20 protein-coding genes, 1 riboswitch and 1 other annotated feature (1 of these 22 running past the window's edge) are annotated in these 23167 nt (G+C 31.7%); of the genes, 4 read left to right on the forward strand and 16 right to left on the reverse strand.

All coding sequences use genetic code 11. The features are described from left to right. Positions 1-148, reverse strand: a binding site (T-box leader) (it extends 110 nt beyond the left edge of the window). A 176-nt stretch (positions 149-324) separates the two neighbouring features. The 4 genes from A6J74_RS03465 to A6J74_RS03480 all read right to left on the reverse strand — a co-directional run bounded on the left by A6J74_RS03465 (position 325) and on the right by A6J74_RS03480 (position 5747). Next, positions 325-2463: a penicillin-binding protein gene (locus A6J74_RS03465; RefSeq protein WP_080609297.1), complete on the reverse strand. Its 2139-nt coding sequence runs from the start codon at positions 2461-2463 to the stop codon at positions 325-327. Positions 2464-3198: 735 nt separating this feature from the next. After that, positions 3199-3798 carry an undecaprenyl-diphosphatase gene (locus tag A6J74_RS03470; RefSeq protein ID WP_001110147.1) on the reverse strand — a complete coding sequence of 200 codons (600 nt, stop codon included), beginning with the start codon at positions 3796-3798 and terminating at the stop codon, positions 3199-3201. Positions 3799-4061: 263 nt separating this feature from the next. Beyond that, positions 4062-5051, reverse strand: a complete 990-nt coding sequence (locus A6J74_RS03475) for a zinc-binding dehydrogenase (RefSeq protein ID WP_000643940.1) — start codon at positions 5049-5051, stop codon at positions 4062-4064. Positions 5052-5240: 189 nt separating this feature from the next. After that, the gene (locus A6J74_RS03480) at positions 5241-5747 is read right to left on the reverse strand and encodes a GrpB family protein (protein WP_000372152.1); all 507 of its coding nucleotides are present in this window, start codon (positions 5745-5747) and stop codon (positions 5241-5243) included. A 127-nt stretch (positions 5748-5874) separates the two neighbouring features. On the opposite strand from A6J74_RS03480, the gene A6J74_RS03485 reads away from it, so the two are divergent. Together A6J74_RS03485 and A6J74_RS03490 are read left to right on the forward strand one after the other, a co-directional pair. After that, positions 5875-6756: a serine/threonine-protein kinase gene (locus tag A6J74_RS03485; protein WP_000651958.1), complete on the forward strand. Its 882-nt coding sequence runs from the start codon at positions 5875-5877 to the stop codon at positions 6754-6756. 41 nt (positions 6757-6797) lie between these two features. Then, entirely contained in the window at positions 6798-8099 is a 1302-nt protein-coding gene (locus A6J74_RS03490) for a sensor histidine kinase (RefSeq protein ID WP_002038784.1), read from the forward strand. Between the two features lie 99 nt (positions 8100-8198). Here A6J74_RS03490 and A6J74_RS03495 read toward each other — a convergent pair whose 3' ends face one another. From A6J74_RS03495 to A6J74_RS03510, 4 genes are all read right to left on the reverse strand, one after another. Continuing rightward, positions 8199-8306 (reverse strand): YjcZ family sporulation protein, encoded by a 108-nt coding sequence (locus A6J74_RS03495; protein WP_000120182.1) that lies wholly within the window; start codon positions 8304-8306, stop codon positions 8199-8201. 135 nt (positions 8307-8441) lie between these two features. Further along, positions 8442-9242, reverse strand: coding sequence for an energy-coupling factor transporter transmembrane component T family protein (locus A6J74_RS03500; protein WP_000552028.1), 801 nt, complete (start codon positions 9240-9242; stop codon positions 8442-8444). Further along, positions 9235-10935: an ABC transporter ATP-binding protein gene (locus A6J74_RS03505; RefSeq protein ID WP_001182462.1), complete on the reverse strand. Its 1701-nt coding sequence runs from the start codon at positions 10933-10935 to the stop codon at positions 9235-9237. The genes A6J74_RS03500 and A6J74_RS03505 overlap by 8 nt, the downstream gene beginning before the upstream one ends. A 10-nt stretch (positions 10936-10945) precedes the next feature. Next, complete coding sequence (locus A6J74_RS03510; RefSeq protein WP_001038217.1) at positions 10946-11494, reverse strand: ECF-type riboflavin transporter substrate-binding protein; 549 nt, start codon at positions 11492-11494, stop codon at positions 10946-10948. Positions 11495-11633: 139 nt separating this feature from the next. Beyond that, positions 11634-11749: riboswitch (SAM riboswitch) on the reverse strand. A gap of 151 nt (positions 11750-11900) precedes the next feature. On the opposite strand from A6J74_RS03510, the gene A6J74_RS03515 reads away from it, so the two are divergent. Then, a complete protein-coding gene (locus A6J74_RS03515; RefSeq protein WP_002048228.1) occupies positions 11901-12584 on the forward strand; it encodes an aspartate/glutamate racemase family protein in 684 nt (227 codons plus the stop codon). Positions 12585-12633: 49 nt separating this feature from the next. Here the strand turns inward: A6J74_RS03515 and A6J74_RS03520 are convergent, their stop codons facing one another. The 7 genes from A6J74_RS03520 to A6J74_RS03550 form a co-directional block, all read right to left on the reverse strand. Continuing rightward, positions 12634-13812: a macrolide family glycosyltransferase gene (locus tag A6J74_RS03520; protein WP_000932110.1), complete on the reverse strand. Its 1179-nt coding sequence runs from the start codon at positions 13810-13812 to the stop codon at positions 12634-12636. A 253-nt stretch (positions 13813-14065) separates the two neighbouring features. After that, complete coding sequence (lepB, locus tag A6J74_RS03525) at positions 14066-14596, reverse strand: signal peptidase I (RefSeq protein ID WP_000811461.1); 531 nt, start codon at positions 14594-14596, stop codon at positions 14066-14068. 76 nt (positions 14597-14672) lie between these two features. Next, entirely contained in the window at positions 14673-16799 is a 2127-nt protein-coding gene (locus A6J74_RS03530) for a peptidoglycan D,D-transpeptidase FtsI family protein (RefSeq protein WP_000726031.1), read from the reverse strand. Positions 16800-17018: 219 nt separating this feature from the next. Next, on the reverse strand, positions 17019-18806 hold the full coding sequence (locus A6J74_RS03535) for a PAS domain-containing sensor histidine kinase (protein ID WP_000994069.1): 1788 nt from the start codon (positions 18804-18806) through the stop codon (positions 17019-17021). A gap of 455 nt (positions 18807-19261) precedes the next feature. Continuing rightward, positions 19262-20113, reverse strand: coding sequence for a Cof-type HAD-IIB family hydrolase (locus tag A6J74_RS03540; protein WP_000766360.1), 852 nt, complete (start codon positions 20111-20113; stop codon positions 19262-19264). A 177-nt stretch (positions 20114-20290) separates the two neighbouring features. After that, positions 20291-20869 carry a cysteine dioxygenase family protein gene (locus tag A6J74_RS03545; protein ID WP_080609299.1) on the reverse strand — a complete coding sequence of 193 codons (579 nt, stop codon included), beginning with the start codon at positions 20867-20869 and terminating at the stop codon, positions 20291-20293. A 113-nt stretch (positions 20870-20982) separates the two neighbouring features. Then, on the reverse strand, positions 20983-22197 hold the full coding sequence (locus tag A6J74_RS03550) for a cytochrome P450 (protein WP_000378115.1): 1215 nt from the start codon (positions 22195-22197) through the stop codon (positions 20983-20985). Between the two features lie 141 nt (positions 22198-22338). Here A6J74_RS03550 and A6J74_RS03555 point away from each other — a divergent pair, with 141 nt between their 5' ends. After that, on the forward strand, positions 22339-22836 hold the full coding sequence (locus A6J74_RS03555) for a PadR family transcriptional regulator (RefSeq protein WP_000289118.1): 498 nt from the start codon (positions 22339-22341) through the stop codon (positions 22834-22836). A 102-nt stretch (positions 22837-22938) separates the two neighbouring features. On the opposite strand, the gene A6J74_RS03560 is transcribed toward A6J74_RS03555, so the two are convergent. Then, positions 22939-23094, reverse strand: a complete 156-nt coding sequence (locus tag A6J74_RS03560) for a DUF1540 domain-containing protein (protein ID WP_000046090.1) — start codon at positions 23092-23094, stop codon at positions 22939-22941. Between the last annotated feature and the right edge of the window lie 73 nt (positions 23095-23167).

The raw sequence follows: 23167 nt of genomic DNA on the forward strand, positions 1-23167 counted from the left end.
GGGAGCTCCCGTCACACCATCCTCTTATAAAAGATTCCGATGTACTGCTCAGAGGCTTGGTTCAATAAAGAATTTTTGCTCCTTTTCAGCTTTATGGAGCTCTCTGTGAAAAATTCATTTTATTTACTCTTCTCTTCACTGCATTTGATTTTTTCCATATTATCACATATATATTTAACTGTAAATAATAAATAATTACATATTTCAAGTTATGCCAATGTTAACAGTCTTATTTATTATTTTTTCTAAAAATTACGGTGCGTGAAATTACTAGAATCTCTAAAAAAAGAGCCTCTTATATATAGGCCCTTCACAATGTCCAAATTAATTCGTATTTGCCTCTACTAACGGTTGTAGCGGTGGTTCTAATTCTAGTTTTAACGTATCACCTTCTTGTAAATATTTCCCTTTTTCAATACTTTGATTTGTTACATAACCCGTCCCTGAAGTTTTTAAATCTAATTTCAAAAGCTTAGAGAAATACATAACATCACGCATGGACCAACCTTTTATATTTGGCATTTTTGCGTTATTTCCTAATAGAAATATACGATCTCCTTCACTCATTACCTCACCAGACTGTGGGTATTGTTTTATTATTTTTCCTTCTCCTAAAATAACCGGCTGTAGCTTCTCTTTTTCTGCACTTTTTTCTACTGTCCCCATGGATTGATTCACATAACTTTGTACTTTTAATTGAGATTGCTTCGTTGCATCGACAATTTGTTTTTCTGTATATGGTTTCACCTTTAAATATTCTAAACTATTTTTTATAACTGGTTTAAATATTTCAGCAAGAGGCTGAGCTCCATACTCGTCTCCCTTTAATTTTGGCTGCTTAATAGCTAAGTATACGATTAACTCTGGGTCATCAATTGGAGCCATTCCTAAAAATGAAAAAATATAATTTTCTTTCCCTTCCATATATCGTCCATTTTCAGGGTTCGGAATTTGGGCTGTTCCTGTCTTACCCCCAATTGGATAACCATCCACTTTATACATTGTACCAGTTCCTTTTGAAGACGTAATAACGCGCTCCATTAAGCTTCTTACCTTGTCCGCTGTCTCTTTTTTTATCGGATTCCCAATTTCTTTCGGTTGATTTTCCATAATAACTTGTTTGTTTGTTGGATTTACAACTTTATCAACGATATATGGTTGCATCATTTTCCCGTCATTTGCTATTGCCGTAGCGGCTTGTATTAATTGAATAGGAGTGACAGTGGAACCTTGCCCGAAAGAAGTTGTAACTTGTTGGATTTGTGTGTTTAATAATAATGTATTTTTACTTTCTCCGGGTAAATCTATTCCTGTTTTTTGATTGAAACCAAATTTATTCATATATTGCTTAAATTTATTGGGTTTTAATAACTGATCTTCTAAAATAGAAAAAGCTACATTTGACGATCTTTCAAAGCCTTCATCAAATGTAATTGAGCCCCATCCAAATCCACCATTATGATCCTTTATATCTGTTGAACCAACCGAATATTTTCCTGATTGAAAATATTCTTTCCCGTTATATACACCTTCATTAATAGCAGCAGCTAACGTAAACACTTTCATTGTTGAACCTGGTTCATATGCGTTTGCAATTGGATCATTTAAAAAGTATTCGATATCGCCTTTATTAGGATTATAACTAGGCTTACTAGACATCGCTAAAACCTTACCAGTTTTTGGATTTGCAATAATTCCTATTAACATAGAAGGATCATAGTGTTGTTGTGCTTTGTTCATCGCTTCTTCTAAAAAACTATTAATTTGCTTATCAAGCGTAAGATATACGTTATTTCCATGTTTAGCAGGTTCTACTTTACCTATGTCATTTGTAAGTGGGATACCTTTTCGTGTTCCTACATATTCTATATTCCCGTTCGTAGAGCGCAAATATTTATCCAAACTTTTTTCAAGTCCAAATTTCCCTTCCGTATTTCCTTTATCATCTGGTTTAGCAAAACCAAGTATATAGGATGCAAAATCTTCATTTGGATACACTCTTGCTTTTTCAGGCATAAAAGATACACCCGGTATTTTTAATTTCCTAATTTTCTCCTTCGTTTCTCTAGATAAGTTCCGACCAATTTTTCCAATTTCAACTTGTGTGCGTCCTTCATGAAAATTTTTTATTACTTCCTCTTTATCAATTTCAAGTACATCAGCTAATTGTTGTGCCGTTTCATCACTATTTTTCACTTTATCTTTTCCTTTTAAATTCACAACAACTCGATACGTTGCGGAATCTTGTACTAGTACCTTTCCAGTTTGGTCATAAATTGTGCCACGGTTTGCTTCTAATACTCCATTTTTATTATGTTGTTCATTCGCGAGATCTTTTACATCCACATTATGCACGACTCCTACTGCTTGTATATAGAATATACGCAAAAGCATAGTAAGAAACAAAACAATAAAAGCAACCATCATATAACGAGCACCTTTATTCGTTTGAAGTTTATGCATATTTATCTCCTTTCATTTGTAATTGATTCCTGCGAAGATGCGCTTTAAAATATGTAGTTTTTGTTTTATTTTCGATACTATATGTTTCGAAGTTTTCTGTTTAATCCCTTTAAAACAAAACCAACTATTATTATTTTGGGTTTAATTTTATTCATTTATAGTACGGTATGTGAAATTAATGAATATTCAAATAAAAATACTTTTTTTAAAGTTAGCTTTCCTTTATCGTGTAAAGAGAGACTAAAAACCTTTATTTGCTATATAGATAAGTAATTTTTTCAAGTGTTTAACATGAATATTATAATTGGAAAAATAAGGTTGTCTAATGATAGTATTATTACAATAGATTTTTAAACGCGTCGGGAGGTGTTGTTTTGGAGAAGGAAGTAAAGAGCGAAGTAATTAAAATTATAGCCGTGACTGTTGTAGGTGTAATCCTTATATTATCGATACCGTATCTTTTTAACTATTTTTCGTAACCTGGCTGTTATTATATATAATGTAAAGCTCTCCTAAATAAAAAAATTTGAGATTACCGATAATAATGTTATTATTACACCCCCTACTGTACTCATATTTCCTACATTATTTACTCTAACTACTTGTTGACAATCATCAGTTTTTTCTACATTTCATTTCCAATACCATTCTTTTATTCAATAAAAAAAGTTCCCCCTATTGATACCCAAGGTGGGAACTTTTTTAAACCAAACTTATAAATAGTAGATTTTAACCCTAAGCTATATGGTTATATTTTGCTAAAAAAGGAATTCGTTTTGCTACCAACGCATACATTTTGAAAACGATTTTTGCGATTGGTTCAAATATTCGTTTATTCTGCAACAACAAGCTGCTTGTTATAATTGTTATTACAGCGGCACCAATTACATCTAACGGGAAATGAACACCTACATATAAACGTGATATGCCAACTAATACCGCCCAAATAAGCGCTATATATTTAAGTTTTTCTCCTCTAAGCATAAAGACGAACGCAATCGAAAATACAAGTACAGAATGATCGCTAACGAATGATGAATTTTCTGCATGTGGTACTAATTGATGCACATCATGTGATATAAACGGACGCGGATGGTAATATACCGCATGAATGAAAACATTTACTAATAATGCAATCATTACAGAAAGTGTCGTATATAACACTGTGTATTGTTTTCTTATCGCTTTCTCTTTTTTTCCATTATGAAACCATAAGATAAACATAAATAGAATCGCCACATATGCAGCGCTATTTGTAATAACAATCATTACCTTATCTAATAGTGTAGATGTACCAGCTAAATTGTTTATCCATTGAAATACTGTGTAATTCACGTTACTCTCTCCTTAATTTTTCTCATCGTACTTAAAATAAAGATACGAGTTTACTTGATTTACACAGTATACAACATTTAGTCACATTTGGATTTTCACTTTATTTGTTTTTACTATTTTTCATTTTACAATTATGTAACTATTTACATGCGTTAAAAATATATAATGTTAAAAAACCTTTCTAAATAACAAAATTAAAAATCTATACATACATAAAATACATACCATATTGATATAAAAATATTAGTTGTTAAATCATATTTTTATTCCATACGTAGAGCGATATTACCAAATTGTTCGCCTTGTTCCATACGATTTAATGCCTGAACTGCTTCTTCTAACGAAAAACTTTTATCCATAATTGGTTTAATTTTATGTTTTTTTATAAACTGAATCATTTCATTAAATTCCTCACGGCTTCCCATAGATGTTCCCATAATATCGATTTGATTATAAAATAATGCACGTAATGGCAATTCAATTTTATCTCCTGAGCTTGCACCAAAATTAACAATTCTTCCATTTGGTTTTAATACATCAAAATATTTTAAGAACGTCGCAGGACCAATACTATCTATAATTAAATCTACTTTTTCTCCTTGCAAGCTCTCTTCCCAATTTCCAGAACTATTAAAAGAACAGTCTGCACCATATTTTTCAGCAATCACTCTTTTGTTCTCTGACCTTGAAGTAACACTTACTTTTGCGCCAATTGCTTTCGCAAATAACATGGAAAAGGTTGCCACACCACCGCTTATTCCTGGAATTAAAACATGTTCACCGCACTTCAATCTCCCCTTTGTAAAAAGTGCTCTATATGCAGTTAATGCCGATAATGATAGAACACCGGATTCTTCCCAAGTAAGATATGACGGCTTTTCCACTACATTTTCAGCTGGTACAATTACATATTCAGCAAACGTTCCATCTTTCGGTCCACCTAACACTTCAGGTAACTCTGGCACATTAGCAATACTGTCCCATCCAATACTAGGATTAATAATAACCTCGGTATGTAGTGAAGTATTTGAAACCCCTTCTCCGATTTCTGTAACAATGCCCGATCCATCTGATCCTATTACTAATGGTATATCCATTTCTTTTCTATTATTTATTATAAATAAGTCTCTATGATTTACCCCTGCAGCTTTTAACTTTACTTTTACTTCACCAGCATTAGGAGTTGATTCAGATAAAATTTTATATTCTAACCCCTCTAATCCTTTTTTATATTGATGTATAATTGCTTTCATTGTTTCATTCCCCCTTAATATTTTTAATGTACTAGAAACATTGAAATAAATAAAACAATCTGTCTCCAATAAATAGAAAGAAAGTATATTTTTATGACAAAACAGAACATCCTTCCTTTTAAAAAGCAAAAGAAGGATTTATCAGTACTATTTTCAAAACTATTTAGATAAAAAACTGTAAATTTAACTTTAATTAATTCTAGCCAATTCTATTATATTTCGAATAAATGGCGCTTTTGCATTTGTATACGACACACGATCAAAAGGATATGTAGCTGCAAGCCCCTCTTTTAGTTCTCTATATTCTTTACGTGCCCATTCATGTTTTTTTAGAAAGTCTCGAAACAAAAGATTATTTCTCCATTCCTCGCTATTATAAATATAAACATGCAAATGATGAGTACCCGCTCTCCATTTCCCCTTTCTGAAAAACCGCCAACTTGGTGTTTCTTTTGGGACATACTCATATCCAATTTCCGAAAGGATATGAGTCCACTTTTCGGTAATTTGTAAATCCGTTACGCCAATCATCATATCAATAAGAGGTTTAGCGCCTAACCCTTCTACGGCAGTACTTCCTATATGTTCAATAGCAACGATTTCTTCCCCTAATAAAGAATTAAATTTGTATCTTTCCTTTAAGTATTCTTCATGCCAGTCTTTTTGATAGGATTTTATAATAATTTTTTGATCCATTTTATTTGCCTCCTAAAAAGCTTTTATCATTATATTTATAAAATTTCATGTTATTAAAATAGGATTTTCACAAAATATGTCGAATATTAAAACATACAACTTTATTATAATAAATGCGAGGTACATTATGAAAGATATTCCAGTTGAAATTCAGTTGAATCAAGTAACATTACAATTAAAAGAACATCATAATTTTGATTGGCTTTTGAAATTAGGAACTGTATTTGCCGTTTTTGACCAACAAGATTCGGGTAATATATGTTTTGGTGTAGAAAAGGATGGTCATAAGAAATTTATTAAATATGCAGGAGCACAAACAATTGCATATAATGGAACTCCAGAGGCCGCTATTGAAACATTAATAAAATCGGTTTCCCTTTACGATGAATTAAAACATGAATCACTAATAACTTTAATTGAACACTTTCCAGTACATAATGGATATGTTTTAATATTTGATTGGTTTGATGGGGAATCGCTTCACCCACATTGGAGTTTCCCACCTCCTGAGAAATATAAAAATCCAAACTCTCCATTTTATAAATTTAGACATTTAACTGTTGTGGAACGAATTTATTCATTGAATGCGATTTTTTCTTTCCATGCTCATGTAGAACAGAAAAACTATGTAGCTATAGATTTTTATGACGGTAGTATTTTACATAATTTTAGTACAAATGAGACGAAGATTTGTGATATTGATTTATACTCTAAAAAACCATACATAAATAAAATGGGAAGACTATGGGGTTCCTCTCGTTTTATGTCTCCTGAAGAATTTGAGCTAAACGCTATAATTGATGAAAAAACAAATGTATTTAATATGGGCGCGGTAGCTTTCGCACTTTTAGGTGGTGAAAAAGATCGTTCCTTTATAAAATGGGGTGCAAGTAAAGAATTATATGAGGTTGCCTCTCGTGCTGTGAATGAAAACCGTGCAGAACGGTATACATCAGTAAAAGAATTTTATGAAGCATGGTTAAAAGTATCTAGTGCTAAAATGATATAAGCTTATATTTTTAAAACAAATATAGAGTTTATACTTTTATCATGTATAATACATATGAAATGGAAATTCAGAATGACGAGGCTAATATTATGGACTTTGTTTATATTAATCAAAATGTATTAAATAATCTTCTTTACATTTTAAGTAGTATATTTATTTTTTATTTTATATATGATAACAGGCGCTATTTGAAGAAATATAAAAGACTGCTTATTATTCTTTGTACGAGTATCCCACTTATTTTATGTATGCGATACCCTATCTATATGGATGAAAGTTGTATTCATGATTTAAGACAAATCCCAGTAATAATAGGTACACTTTATGGTGGATTCCCTGTCGGCATTATATTGTTTACTATTTTATTAATTACAAGAGTTTTATTTTATGGATTTAACATGTTAACAGTTATTGTTTATGGCACAATGTTCATCATAACAGCATTCGCATCTACAAAATTTAATGCATACAATAGAAAGGTTAAAGTAGCTTTTGCTATGTTTTTAACTTTTTTCCTAGCAATATTTACAACTGTGATTGTACTAACATTATCAGAATTTGAAGTAAATAATTTATATATTATTTATTTCATATTATTACCGACTACTTTAATGTTATTTATTGTTTATTTTAATGAAGTTTTAAAAGATGCAGTATTTATGCGCTCAAAATTAATTAAAATGGAAAAGATGGAGATCGTTAGTCAACTTGCTGCTAGTATATCGCACGAAGTAAGAAATCCCTTAACTGTCGTAAAGGGATTTACACAACTTTTAAAAACACCAAATTTATCTCCTGAATCAAGGGACGAATACATTGAACATATACTTGAAGAATTAAATCGTGCGCAAGAGATTATTGATGACTATTTAACGTTTGCTAAACCAGCACCAGAAAAACTAGATCATATTTCAATAGACCAAGAGTTAAATCGAGCTATTAATATGATATTGCCATTATGTAATATGAATACGATACATATTACAAAAGATTTCTCAAAGGCAAACATTGTTGGTAATAAACAGCACTTTCAACAATGTTTTTTAAACTTAATAAAAAATAGTATTGAAGCAATGCCTAATGGTGGTACCTTAAATATATCCTCCACCATAAGCAATAATAAAGTTATAATACGAATTGAAGATAGCGGAATTGGAATGTCACAAGAGCAAATTAACAGGTTTGGCGAACCTTATTTTAGTACAAAATCAAAAGGTACTGGTTTAGGTACGATGGTTGCTGTTAAAATTATTGAAACGATGCATGGTAATTTAAAAATCCAAAGTACCGTTAGTAAAGGAACGGCTTTAACGATTACATTCCCAAAAGATAAAAATATATAACAAAGAAAAAAGGAGCATAATAGCTCCTTTTTTCTTTGTCTCGATACATAAGTATCTTCTATGTTTTTTAAGTTTACATTTGTGAAGACTAATTAAAAATTAGTATCCTCCGCCCCAACAGCTGCATCCTACAATTATTAATAAAATGAATAACACAACTAATAAAGCGAAACCTCCACCAAAACCACAAGAACCACCGTAACTCATATTTTTTCCTCCTTTTGGTTTGAAAACTAATAGGTAGTTGATCATTTTAACTGGTTCGTATTATACATTATGTATATATCCCTTTTTTGAGCATGTCTACTTAAAAATAAGTAAAAGCACTCGATTGCGAGTGCTTTAAAATGGATACCAAAAGTTTTGAAATACATTTAGTTTTAAATATACTGCAACCATTAAAATAAAAACACCTGTAAATAAAGCAATGAAATCACCACTTTCCGCTTTACTTGTATAGAACCACGTACGTTTATCCTTCTTTCCAAACCCTCTTAAATCCATTGCATTTGAAACGGTATCGATTCTTTCTAGAGAATGAATGATTAGCGGCCAGAAAATTAAAATACGGTTTTTCATACGAATCCATAAGCTCGCTTCCCCTTTTTCAAAAGCTACTCCTCTCGCTTCTTGCGCATGTTTAATAATTTTATATTCGGACTGAATATCAGGTATATAACGTAGTGCAATATTTATTGCATATGTAATCTTATAATGAATACCAAGTTTACTTAAGCCACTTACAAATTCACTTGGATCTGTCGTGTAAATAAAGATAAGTGTAAATGGTAACAACGTAAAATATTTTAATGAAAGTGTAACTGCATAAAATAATGTTTCATATGTAATTGTTGCATAACCAATATGTAAAAACGAAGTATACGATCCAGTTAATTCAGATCCATGAGTCGGTGTAATTAATAAAATCATAACAGTGTTTAATAAACTAAATGTAAATATAACAGTAAAAATAAGTAAAATTTTACGAAGTGGAATTTTAGCAAGTAAGAGTCCGATACATCCAAACATAAATAAAATTAGTAATATGCGAAAATCAAAAAACATAAAAGTAAGCGTCATACAAAATATAAACAAAACTAATTTCACAGCCCCATCCATACGACGAAAATACGTATTATGCATTTTCCTCCCTCCTACTAACATCGCAATAAAGTTCCATAAACTTTTCTGGACATGAAATTTCACTAAATGTAACAAGCTCGAATAAAGAACTCTCTCTTAGATTGGCTCTTTGTAACGTTTCTTTATGTCCTAATACAGTAGTTGCAGTATTATCCGCAATGATTTCTCCCTCATGTAGAACTACCGCTCGGTCTGCATATTCTAATGCTAGATTCATATCGTGTGTTATGAAAATAAAGGATATTCCCTTTTTAGCCAGGTTTCTAATAAATGACATAAACTGTTTATAATGATAATAATCTTGTCCAGCCGTCGGTTCATCTAATATGATAAGTTTAGGATTTGTTGTTAATACAGATGCGATAGTTAATCTCTTTTTCTGCCCATAGCTTAATGCCTGAATTGGCCAATTACGAAATGGATATAAACCACAGATTTTTAATGATTCTTCAGCTCTATAGTTAACTTCTTTCTTAGAAAACTTTTTTAATTTTAATGTGAATGAAACCTCTTCTAAAACAGTAGGTTGTGTAATCATATGATTTGGATTTTGCATCACATAAGAGATCATCTCCCCACGCTTACGAATAGACCAAGAACTAATATTTTCTCCATCTAATAAAATCCCTGCATTACTTGTTTTATTTATACCAATAAGACTGTGAGCTAATGTTGATTTTCCAGCTCCATTGTGTCCTAAAAGAGCGATAAGTTCTCCTTTGCTTATCGAAAAATTTATATTTTTCAATACTCTTTGTCTATTAGGATAGGAAAATGATAAATTCTCTACTCTTAATAATTCTTTATTTTTAGTAGCATCTTTAAAAAAAACTTGCTTCTCCATCCATTCTTTTAAAACGCCACTAATTTTTTCCTTTTGAATTTTTTCCAGTGGATATATTACGGCATTATTACTATCAAAATGTAATCTCTTTAATGCTTCAATATAAATCGGCTCCCTTAAGCCAATACGAGGCAATATATTTGATGCTAATATTTCTTCCGAAGTCCCTACCGTAATGACTTTACCTTCATCAATTAAAATCATTTTATCTAAATCCAATTTTAATATTTCTTCTATTCGATGTTCAATAATTACAATTGTTTTATTAGTTTGTGCATGTATATCTTTCATAAGTTCTATCGTATGTATGGCGCTTAGCGGATCTAAGTTTGCTAAAGGTTCATCGAACAATAATATATCCGCATTTGTTGTTAAGAGACCTGCAAGAGAAACCGTTTGTTTTTGTCCTCCTGATAATTCATGCGGACTTTGTTTACGAAAAGTATGCATCTTTACCTTTGTTAATGAGTCTGCAACACTCTTTTTCATATCATCTTGATTTACACATTCATTTTCTAAATAAAAAGCGACATCTTCTTCTACTGTAAGGCCAATAAACTGAGCATCTTGATCTTGTAATATTGTTCCTACATGCTTACTCTGTTCAAAAATACTGCCTTTCCTCGGGTCTTTACCAGCAATTAATACGTTACCAGCACTAATCCCTTCATACGAAAATGGGATTAGCCCATTAATACAATGAGCTAATGTCGACTTCCCAGAACCGCTTCGTCCAGCAATTAGTACTTTTTCTCCAGGGTTGATATGAAATGTAATATCTTTCAAAGTAGGCTGCGCAGCATGCTTATATTGAAAGCTGAATTCTTCAAACGAAATAATTGGTTGCATGTTAACATCCCTACTTTTCAATTTTTAAATGTGTATGTTTTTTATTCGATTTTGCTAGGCCAATTGTAATCGGTAATCCAAGAACTAAGAAAATAATAACATCAGCAATGGTTGCCCCTAATACTTGTATAACAATTTTGTCAAACGGTTCTCCCATCACGATAATATCGAATACCCCAGCAAATATAATAGCAATGACAATACCTACTAAACCAGTAATTGCTAAATAAGAAATATCTCCCTTACTAAACGACCCATTTTTCACATTAAACCCACCTCTTTTTTGAATGAGCCCCATCGCAAAACCAATAATTCCTGAGCTCAGAACCCAGCCCCACCAAATCCCCCCACCAGAGATCGTATCTGTTACGGTATGACCGATAAGTCCTATTAACAGTCCTGCTACTGGACCAAATAACGCTCCAAAAATGGTTAATATAGCTAATCCAGGTTTAATAAATGTATTTGGTGCAATAGTAAATCCCCAAAGTCCTAATATCCCATATAAAGCTGCTCCGATTCCGATTGCTACTACTAACTTTGTTGATAATTTGTTCATTTCAATTCTCCTCTCAAATTAGTCAGCTTTCATTACTCTATATTTATTTTAATAATGAATTATGCATCGACACTCCCTTTCTATACAACAAAAAATGACCTCTTACATAAGAGGTCATTTTCTTTCACGTGCAAGAATCCTCTTATCTTTCAAAAAACACATCGTGTCCTCTGCGGAATTAGCACCTTCCTATGAATGCACATAGGGGTTGCTGAGGTTTCTTAGGGCCGTTCCCTCCACCTCTCTGGATAAGTATTAATTTGTAATTCGTATTATGGCACTAAGAAAGATAAATTTCAACACTTTTCTAATTATTTTTATTTTTTATTAAATAGTGTATTTAAATCATTGTATTCTTATCGGAATTATGAAATAATGGATTCGAAATTGTTACAAGGGGGAATGTATGATGAAAGTAATTGGTTTAATTGGTGGGTTAAGCTGGGAATCTACATCACTATACTATAAACATATTAATACGCTAACACTCTCTCAATACGATCAAAATGCGAAGCTCGTTTTATATAGTATGGATTTTGGAGAAGTAACTACTTTATTACAAAACCATCAATATGAAGAAGTAAAAAACGAATTAGTCACAGTTGCTAAAAAGGTTGAAAAGTCCGGGGCGGAATGTTTATTAATGTGTTCAAATACAGTCCATTTATTTGCTGAGGAAGTAGAACAAGCAATATCAATTCCACTTCTTCATATCGGTGATGTAAGTGCTAAAGAAATGGTAGAACAGAATATAAAACGTATCGGACTATTAGGAACGAAACAAACGATGGAACAAGATTTTTATACATCACGACTAGCAAAATATAACATTGAGACACTTATCCCAAATGACGAAGAAAGAACTTTTATCCATCACGTCATATTAAACGAATTAAGTAGAGGCATTATTTCAGAAACTTCAAGAGAGAAACTAATACAAATTACCAATTCATTAATTCAAAACGGTGCGGAAGGTATATTACTAGGCTGTACTGAAATACCATTACTTATTTCCCAAAATGACCTTACTGTTCCTGTTTTTGATACTGCTTTTTTACATGCAAATACTGCTGTACAATTTGCTGGATAATAATATACAAGCATAAAGGTAGAGCCTCTATGCTTGTATATTGTCCGAACTATTTATTTAAAAGAGCATCAATAACTGCAATGGCTCTTTTGGAACCACCACACCCTAAAAAACTTTCATTCAGTTTTCGAATGCCATGTTTATACTTTTCATTTGAAAGAACGTCTGTTACCGCCTCTTTTAAAGTTTGCACATTAACATGCTCTTTCAATAATCTATGTGCTGCCTCAAGTTCAGTTAATCTTTGCGCTATCATTGGTTGATCTTTATCATGCGGTATTATCACAAATGGGACATTGTAATGAATTGCATCGTGTACACTATTCATTCCACCATGTGTAATAAAAACATTTGCTTCACTTAATATTTCTGATTGAGGTACGTAAGGGGATATAATAAAATTGTCTGGAGCTTGCTTAATTTTTGAAATATCATTTCTATCACCGATCGCCATTACTACAATCCCTTCGAAATTTGAAAAAGCATCAATACAAGTATTAAAGAATGGTTCGAGCCCTTCAAGAAGTGTTCCCATTGAAATATAAATAACTTTCTTTTTTGAAAGCAATTCAAGTGGAAACTTTATATTTGTTTTGCGCTTTATCATACTCGGCCCAATAAAAACATTCTTTTCTCCGAACGAATCGCTATTAGGTTGAAAATAACGACTTGTATACACGAGACTAATGTCTCCCTTATTTTGCATAAATTGAAGATGATTTTTGGGCTTTACTCCAAATTCATGTTCCATTTGATACAGTAATTTTTCAGAGAGTTCATCGGGTTGGAATTGTTTTTCTGCATTTGGATGAAAAGGTAAGGTTTCCAATACTTCTGGTGGAATTAAAAATATAGGAGAGGAAACTATGCCTGGAACTTGTAAATATTCCTTTACTAACTCTCCGGCACCAAATATATCATAAACTACGAAATCAAAATTTATGCTTTTACATAATTCTTTCGTAATTTCTAATATATATAAAGAAGTTTGAACATGTACATGAAAGAAAGTTGTTAATCCATAGGAAGTTTCATTATCAATAGAAATCTCCTTTAATAAATCCGGATGAGTATGTACAATAGCTCCCAAAACTTCAAGCCTTTCCTTAAAGTTTTCCGTTGTAATATAGTGTACCTTATCTCCTCTTTCAGTAAAAGCCTTTACTAAACTTAATGTAGGATTTACATGTCCCTCTGCAGGAAAATTAACTATTAAAATATTCAACACGTATTTCTCACTCCTTACAATTCAATGTTCTTATTAATCGTACTGTAATTATTACAAGCAATCTTCCCCTAATAGTCCCAATTTGCTTACTACTTTAGGTTGATAAATAATTATTATTCATCGGAAAAGGCATCTACATAAGTAGATGCCTAACTGTGATAAGGAGTGTTCTGTGAGGTTAGGATAAGCTTTTCTGCTTGTCCTATGCTATCAATATATGAATTATTTTATAAAACGTGAATAGTTAATAGAATTATTTTAACCATTTTATTTGATCAAATGGATAATATACCATTTTTACTTTACCTATTATATTTGACTCATCAATTAGTCCAAGCGTATTCCTACTATCTTTACTATGATTTCGATTATCACCTAACACAAATAATTTATGCGTGGGAACTTTCATTTCTCTAAAGTTTGAAAAACGATTTGATACTTGTGACATATCTAACTGTATATACAACTCATCTCGTTTTTTGCCGTTAATATATACCACATCGTTTCTTACTTGTACGTTATCCCCTGGTAATCCAATAATTCGTTTCACGTAGTATGTAGGCTCGTCTTCTTTTTTTATTATTACAACATCACCATGATGAAAAGAAGAAAAATAGATACTAGCCTTATTAACTAGTATTCGATTATTTTCATTCAAAGTAGGTTGCATTGAAATTCCTTCTACCATACAAAATAAAAATGACTTATTAATAAAAAGAATGCCTATTATAATTAAAATATAGCTGCATATTTTTCTCCAATCTTTTAGAATTAATTGCTTCATATATACCTCATTTCTAACCTATTCGTATGTAAAAACGCCTCTAGTTCATATAAATGCTAGAGACGTTTCGTATATATTAATTCTCTTTAGAGTCATAAGTTTTTGGTGCTTCGCCAGTTAATCGCTTATTTTTCAAATCAAAATAAGCATCTAAAACTTCTTTCCCAATATCAGAGTTAATACCAGACTTATCATTTATAACCCATGGTACTACAACGGAAAATGCTACTTCTGGATCATCATATGGCGCATATCCTGCTAATGTTAAATTATAGCATTCTCTACGATCGCCTTTCTCATTTCTCCCAATATCACTTTCTCCACCGTATACAGTCTGTGCAGTTCCTGTTTTGCCAGCTGGTTTATACGGTGCTTTTTGGAACGCCCTTACTCCCGTTCCATCCCCTTCTTGGAATACTCTTCTAAACCCTTCTTTTACTTGATTGATATATTCTTCTTTCATATCAATTCTATTTAAAACAACAGGTTCTATTGCATGCATCACTTTACCGATTTCATCCTTTTGAGCGGTTTGTTCTCTAATCTCTTGAACAATTTGTGGTTTCATTCGATAACCGCCGTTTGCGATAGTCGAAATATACTGTACAAGCTGAAGTGGTGTATACGTATCATACTGTCCAATCGAGTAGTCTAGTAAGAAACCAGGTTGATTATCTTTTTTACCAATTTGTCCAGCTGTTTCGTTCGGTAAATCAATACCAGTTGGAACACCTAATCCAAATTGCCTGAAATAATATCTCATTTTATCAAAATATTCCTGTTTAATATTTAACGAACTATTTTTCACATAATCTACACCTGCAATTTTCAATGCTGTATTAAACATATAAACGTTTGAAGAAACTTGTAACGCCCTTAGATCATCAATATTTCCGAACTCTTTCCAAGACTTTTTTTCCTTAGTTCCTTTAAACTTCATTGGTGCATCATAAAAATATGTACCTGGTGTTATAGCTTTCGTTTCAAATCCTGTTAATACTGTTGCACCTTTAACAGTTGATCCAAGCTCATATGAACTTGTCATCGTACCTAAAGCATAATCTTCTACTTCCGTTTTTCCGTCTTTTTCTATAAGCTTTTTCCCAGCCATTGATAATACTTGGCCGTTTTTCGGATTCATCATTACAACGAAAGCACGGTCTAACATTGATTCTGAACCTTTATATGCCTTTAATATTTTTTCTATGCTCTCTTCAACTTTTTTCTGTAATTCCATATCAATTGTTAACGTTAAATTTTTCCCACTTTTCCCCTCAGAAACTGTTTCCATTCTCATTGTATTTCCTTGCTTATCAGCTACACTTCTCACTTCTTTTTTCGAGCCGTGAAGCACATCCTCGTATTGCTGCTCAATGTAACTTTTCCCTATCCTGTCATTTCGGCTATAATCACGCACTAAATAATAATCTAATCGTTCACGTGGCAATCCTTCATCAGCATTCGAAACGTTTCCAAGGACTGAACGAAATAAGCCATCATTTACATAGTGTCTCTCCCAATCAACCGATGCGTCTACCCCTGAAAGATTTCCTAAATTTTCACTAACTTTTGCATATTCCTTTTCACTCACATCTTTTTTAATAATTTGAGGAGCCATTTGGTAACCTGCAGTCATTTTACTTTTAATAGCTAACACTTTTATATCTTGAGCTGTTAACTCTTGAAGATTTTTATCTGTAACACGCTTTCTTCTTAAATCTTCTATTTTCTTATCTAGGTCTTTACCCGTAATATCTTTTTCCCTAAACTTGTCTATTTCTTTTTTTGATATTAAATTTTGTGCGAGTTTTGGATTTAATTGCATCCAAAAATCTTTCTTATCCGTCTCAGTTAACTTGTCTATATCTTCTTGCGGCATTTCAATTATTTCCTCAAGTTGTCTTGCAGTTTTTAGTATATCTTCTGATTTTACACCTTTCATCTTTGTATACGTAATCGTGCGTAAAGACTTATTATCAACAACTGGATTCCCTTCTCGATCAAATATTTTCCCACGCGGGACAGAAAGACTCACAGTTGCCTTTTCTCTCTTCTCTACTTCATTTTTATATGTCTCTCCATCGACAATTTGTACTTTACCTAACTGTATAATCATGGCAGAAAATAATAAAAATACACAAAAGAATAAAATATTTAAGCGCATCGGTATTGCTCTACCACTCTTTTTCTCTTTCTTTTTCACCTCGTCATAATCTCCTCCTTACAACATTTTTAATACTTTTAGGCTTTCTATATTAAAAGTAATGTACAATTTCCACACATTACTTTGTACGCATATAAATATAACGTTCAAAACTTAATAGAAATTAAAACAAACATAAAGAAAAGGTAAAGTTTACTAAATTAAATATAAAAATACCCAATAACAAAAGCTTAGCTTTGTTATTGGGTATTAAGTATTTTAAGATTTAATATTAGAACGTATTGAAATACATCTATCATCACAATTTGATAGAGATTGTTTACTCTGCATTTTTGGCAAGTAAATCGTTACAGTTGTCCCGACACCAACCTCACTCATTATACTTATTGTTCCTTGATGACTTTCAATAATTTTATAACTTAACATCAATCCAATACCGGTACCTTTTTCTTTCGTACTATAAAAAGGTTCACCTAATCTTTTAATTCTTTCTTCAGGTATTCCTATTCCTTCATCTATTACACTAATAATGACACCATTTTTATGTATTTCTTTTATATGAATTGAAATTTTCCCACCATTTAGCATTGCTTCAATTGAATTTTGCAAAATATTAATAAAAACTTGTTTCAATTGATTTTCTGAGCATTCAATGATTATCTCTTCGGAATCTGTAAATAGTTCAACTTGAATATTTGTCATGATTGCTTTTGTATTAATTAGTGATACGACATTTTTAAAAATTTGATAAATATTTTTCTTTTCTGTATTTATTTCATCAGTTTTAGCAATCGACAAAAACTCTTGGAGAATTGCTTCTATTCTTTCTATTTCGGAAAGCATAAGGTCAAAGTATTTCTCTTGATCCTCTTTATTAATTTGGAATAACTGTATAAATCCTTTAATTACAGTTAATGGGTTTCTCACTTCATGAGCTACACCGGCTGCTAATTGACCAATTGCCGCAAGTGTATCTGATTTATTTAGCAATTCTTCTGCCTTTTTCCGCTCTGTAATATCGCGGACAATGATCATAATTTTATCTTGTAATAATGGTAAACATCTAGCTTCAAAGAAATCAATACTTCCATTAATTGTTAGAGGATATTCTACAATTACATTCTTTCCTTCATCTTTCAATTGGCGAATTGCTTCTTGAAATTGCTGTGCTACTGGAGACGGTAATATTTCGTAAAACTTTTTTCCCATAAAAGCTTCTGCGGGCACGTAAAATTTTGTAGGGGATCCTGCTTTATAATCTATAATTGTCCCATCATCTTTTGTTAAAAAACATAAATCTGGTAAAGCTTTGAAAATTAATTCTAATTCAGAGGTTTGTTGTTTTAATTGCTCTTCTATTGCTTTTAAATGTGTAATATCTACCCCAACAGCCCAGTAACTAAATCCTGTTACAGGAAATTGCTCTGATATATTGGACCACATTATCGTTTTAATTTCTCCATTTTTACATGTTAAACTCATTTCCCAATCTCTAAAATTTTTTCCACGAGTTAAAAATTTATTTTGTATTTGATGGCGATAATTATGGTCAGGATACAGTAATTGAAGAGCGTTTGGATTCCCAATTATTTCTTCAGCAGTATAACCTGTTACAATCTCGCATTCTCGATTCCACAAAACAAAATCTCCATTATAGTCAAGCGCATCAACCATAACAGGCATGTTTTGTAAGATCGTATGTAGTTCTTCCTCTTTTCGAGAAAGTAACGATATATTTTTACTTTGAACTTCTTTTTTCACCCCAGTTATAATAAGGTTAGAAAGCATTTCAAAATATTTTTGGCAATTGAAAATTTCGCTTCGTTTGGACCATACAACAAAAGATCCTAAATATTGATTGTATAAGAAAAGGGGGATTTCAATTTTTGGAAGTTTACATACTTTCATTTCATTAATTCCAAATGAAAATATACATTCGTTTTCAGCATCAAGAAGTTGATGTGATATGTTGGTTAATTTATAAAATTGTTCTGCCATGGTTTCTATTGTACTCACATCAATAAGTTCCATTAGCCGCGCATTCATTCCTTTTTCACCTCAATATGTAAAATTTATACAAATTCAAAATTCATACTTCTTCATTATACGAAGAAAGTGCTCCTAGGTATATAGCTGTAGAATAATTATTCAAACAAATTCTATTTTTCAATTAAAAACAGAAAATAATATGGGAATGTTATGCGCTGCTAGTAGAAGTATAAAGTGAAACTTTAATCAGTGGGGATTTTGTTCATCCCCCACCTAACTTCTTTGCTTCCGCTGAATTTTGAGGTGAGGGGTCTTACTGCCCGTTAATGCGGGATAAAAATATAATAATCATAAAATTCATAAAAAATTCACAACTTTCATGAAAAATATAAACATTTATTCCAATATATTCTATATAATGAGGTGTAATAAGGTTTCTATGAATCTCATAGAATACCTTACCCCTAATAAAAAGAAAAAAAGAATCTTTTTGGATTCTTTTTTTCTTTTTATTACATTACATATTTATATAAAGCATGTGCGACACCATGTTCTTCATTTGTTAACGTTTCGTATTTACACATCGCTTTTATTTCTTCAACTGCATTTCCCATTGCAATTGATATATTTGCTTTCTCCATCATAGAAACATCGTTTAAGCCATCGCCTATTGCTACAGTGTTTTCAACTGGAATATTAAGATGTTCTGCTAAAGTATATAATCCATTTCCTTTTTGAGCATCTCGATGATTAATCTCTAAATTATGCCAATAGGAAGATGTAATAGCTAAATCCGTATTATGCAGAAACGTTTCTTTTAATTTTTTTAATTTCTCTATGTCATAAGAAAACGGTAAAAGTTTATGCACATGTATATCCATTTCTACAATTGGTTTACAACTTTCTGTGCTATGAAATGCTGTATGCTCAAGGTATAATGCAGCAATCGTTTCTAACTCTTTCAAATCGAAATTTCCTTTTGCATTCTTCACATACTCGATTTCATTACGTACACTCTCTACTCCATAATCGGGTACATACACACCTTTATTAGTATAGAGCTGATAATACAAGCCATTCTCTTCAAGATATTCTACAATCTCAAGTGCCTGCATATTTTGAATTGGATATCTCTTCATCATTTTTTTATCTTTATATATAAGCGCACCATTTTCTGCGATAATCGGACACTCCAAACCAACTTCTAACAATAGTCGTTCAATATCCACAATAGAACGTCCTGTACAAATTGCTACAACATGGCCAGCTTCTTGACATTTTCGAATTGCTTCTGCATTCTCTTTACTAATCATTTTATTCCCTGAAAGAAGAGTTCCATCTAGATCAATTGCGATTAATTTCATTATTTCTTCACCACTTTCTATAAATACACGAGTTTTTATTAAATAAAAGGTATCGTTTTCATACGAATCTCGTGAAGTACTCCTTATTTATAATTTATGAAAAGCGTTTCAGGTCAAGAAATAATTAAAAATAAAATCCAAAGCTGTTCTTTTTATAGAAAAGCCTTGGATTTTATGCTATGAATTATAACTAATATATTTTGTCTCACACATATATACATTTTTTTCTTCTGTTGGGATATATACTTTAAACTTTTCTAAACGCTTTCCGTATATATGAATAGTGATTACGCTTTCATTTCCGGATATTTCTAGAATATGACAATCAGCTGGTGGAATTACTTTATCTGTTTCGCCTTCTCCCAAATAAAGATTTCCTGTATGTGTTAAATAAGAAAGTGAATTTCCAAGCTGCTTCGTTTGAACAAAGTTCTGCACCATTATCCTTCCTGAAAAAACGCCTTCTACTCCCCATGTGCCATCATGATCATGTAATGGTGTAGATTGTCCATCTTTCCATACGAGAGCTAATACTTCAAAACGTTTTAATGGATCTTCATACAGTAAGTGTCGTGCATATTGAGCCGAATTTGACTTCTGTTTATCTAACGGAAGCCATGTTTTCTTTTCTAAAAGTTCTTCTAGTAATGTTTCAATTTTACACACGATTTCTTCTTCTAATAAATCACCATTTATTAACTCAGTTACAGCTTTAATAAATGTTTGAAACGTTTTACTCCCATTGCACGTTAACATAAGCATCCTCCTCTACGCTTTTTTCACACACCTCCATACTATAAAACACACCAAAATTTTACAATTGAGAAATAAAAAAACAAGGTACAATACAATGTACCTTGTTGAACGTTTTATTGAGTTTTTAAGCGAATAGGTAAATATTTTAAAGTTTGCTCATTTTTCAATATACATCTTTCTAAATTAAAAGATGGAGATAACTCTATTTTTTCGAAAGCATTTATAAAGGTACTTAATGCAATCTCCGCTTCTAAACGTGCAAGCGGTGCCCCTAAGCAAAAGTGCGGACCTTTACCAAAGGTTAAATGTTTTTCATTTCCTATGCGGTGTAAATTATACTTAGAAGCATGTGAGAATTTGTTCTCATCTAAATTTGCTGCACTAACCCATGCAACAATCATTTGATCCTTTTTCATTAAAGGACCAAATATGTTTGTATCCTCTGTAATCCTCCGAGCTAATGTAACAGGAAAGCGATAGCGTAATACTTCCTCAATCGCTTTTGCAACTAATTTAGGTTCTTCTCTTAATTCTTGATAAATTCCAGGTGAATCCACTAAAAAGCAATAAAAACTATTAATAATTAAATTTGTAGTCGTTTCATTACCAGCTGCTAATAAACCTAATGAAAAAGTTACAATTTCTTCATCGGTTAATCTTTCACCTTCATATTCAGCTCGTATTAAATCTGAAATAATATCATCTGTTAAATGATATCTTTTTTCTTGAACGATCGGTAAAAGATATGCTTTAAATTCATTTAATGCAATCCCTTTCTCGGCATCCAGATCATTAAACTTTTCTTTACTATACGGCATAAATAAAATATCAGACCATTCTTTAATTTGTTTACGGTCTGTAGTAGGTACTCCCAATAGGTCTGATATAACGGTAACAGGTAAAGGTGCAGCAAATTGATTAACAATATTAACTTCATCATACTTTTTTATATTTTTTACAAGTTCGTCTGCAATAGCTTGTATACGAGGTTTCCACTGTTCTAAACTTCTTGGAGTAAATGCTTTAGAAACAATTGAACGTACGTTACGGTGTTCTGGCGGATCTGTAGAGTTTATATTTATTCTAGTTTCTAAAGGAGGGATTGCGAATTGTCTCCGCTCCCTTCTACTTGAAAATAAGCGATAGTCTGATAAAACACGATTCACGTCCTCATATAAAAAAACATTCCAAACATCTTGCTCTTCATCATAATGTACTTGGTGATTATCCCTCATAAATTGATACCATCCATACGGGTTCCACAGCTCTTCTTTTGTTTTTAGCTTTGAAATTTCATGAACTAAAATAACATTTTCAGGTGAATCCATAGTTCTTTCCTCCCTTTTCTTTTACAATAAAAGTGATAGGTAGGTAATTCAAAGTTGTATAAACTAACATATGTTATTTTAACATATACATAGCAAAACTTTTCAAATGAAAACTTGAGAAATATATGAGGAGGCTTTTTTATGTATGTTGATATTTTATTACTTGCAGAATTAACAACAGGGCCAAAACATGGCTATGAAATAAAGAAAAATATTCAAAATCGGTTAGGCAATAATTTTGGATTAAATCATAACATGCTTTACCCTACTCTTCGGCGTTTTGAAAACATGGGAGCCATAATGAAAAATGTACAGAAACAAGTCGGAAAACCAAACCGAAATATGTACAATATAACAGAAACAGGAGAAGAAATTTTTTATGAAATGTTAAGAGAATTCCCCGAAAAGATTGCGACAAACAACACTGAGGTCCTTGTACGTATCGCGCTTTTCGACAAACTTGATTACGAGGCTAGAATAGAAATTTTAACTACGCGCCAAAACGTTCTTCAAAAACAACTTACAGCCATCCAATCCCTTGACGTTGTCTCACCTTTTATTACAGAAGTTGTTGAATTTACTAAATCACGTATTGAGCATGAACTACGTTGGATTACATCACTTATGAAGAAAATATAAAAAAATAACAGAAAAAGTTAAAAATAATGAATGAAAATGAGATTTATTATCAATACTAGTATTAATAAAAGGGCAACCACGATTTGGCTACCCTTCAAAAATTTACAATTCTGGATCGAAAGTTTTGCAATCTGTTTCTTCCGTTGTAGATGCTTGTTTCCCTTTATGACTAACTACATAAATTGCATCTGCACTACATTTATTACCGTTAGCCCAAAATTTACAATTGTTTACTTCACATAAAACGTCTTGTGCCATAGTATCACACCTCCTTGTTCTATTATCATTAACAAAATTCGGAGGTATGATACTCTTTGTCATCTATTTTTTA

Source organism: Bacillus sp. FDAARGOS_235 (assembly GCF_002073415.2).
GTDB lineage: Bacteria > Bacillota > Bacilli > Bacillales > Bacillaceae_G > Bacillus_A > Bacillus_A toyonensis.